The organism is Alkalimonas cellulosilytica (assembly GCF_036325985.1).
In the GTDB taxonomy this organism is placed as follows: domain Bacteria; phylum Pseudomonadota; class Gammaproteobacteria; order Enterobacterales; family Alteromonadaceae; genus Alkalimonas; species Alkalimonas cellulosilytica.
Window position 1 is genome coordinate 1 of the sequence record NZ_JAUHLI010000054.1, and the last position, 672, is coordinate 672.

2 protein-coding genes are annotated in these 672 nt (G+C 49.4%); both read left to right on the top strand.

Translation table 11 applies throughout. The annotated features are described in order from the left end of the window. The coding region (locus QWY20_RS18495; protein ID WP_330130454.1) for a hypothetical protein at nt 1-207 on the top strand (207 nt) is incomplete at its 5' end. Nucleotides 208-406: 199 nt separating this feature from the next. Then, nucleotides 407-672 (top strand): hypothetical protein (locus tag QWY20_RS18500; RefSeq protein ID WP_330130455.1); only part of this gene is annotated, 266 nt, incomplete at its 3' end.

Consider the following 672-nt stretch of genomic DNA (forward strand, 5'->3'; position numbering starts at 1 on the left):
ACACAAAGCATGGTACTTGCATTATGCGCTATATACCTGATTTGGACTGTGATCCATCAAACTGAAGAGGCTATTAAAAAAGAGAAAAGCCGGGGCAACTTAACCACACCACTGACAGAAAACATCTTTCGCTACACGTTGCAGTTCATTATTACCGTGATGGCGAGTTTTGTAATGGTCTCATGCGCTCCTTTTTTTGGCTTGTAAAGCGGTAAAAGGAAAACGCGATCTGTATGAAAAATGGATACTGTGCAAACACACAGTATGGCCTTTCAAGCACAAGGGGCTATTCTTGGCATCAGGATTTTGATGTCACCAGAGCGGACAGGTGATTGCCAGGCTGGCAGCAGGATGTTTTAAGGAAAACAGTGCAGGGATGCAATTTATATTTGATAGGGAGCACACCATGAACATGGCACAACGGGATTTGGCAATGCTCGATTTAGAGCGGCAGTTTAGAGACATTTTTACCATCAGCCGTGCGGGAGGCGACAACCAGACCGAGCGGATGCGCGCCCAGGGCTTTATTCACGCCATTGAGCTGCTGCAACTGTGCACGCGCGATGAAGTGCAGCAACTGATGGAGCGGGTCCATCTGCAGGTTTTCGGCTGCAGCATCGCGGAGCGTGTCCCCAGCAAACAGGCGCTGCGGCAGCGTGCTCTGCAATTGGG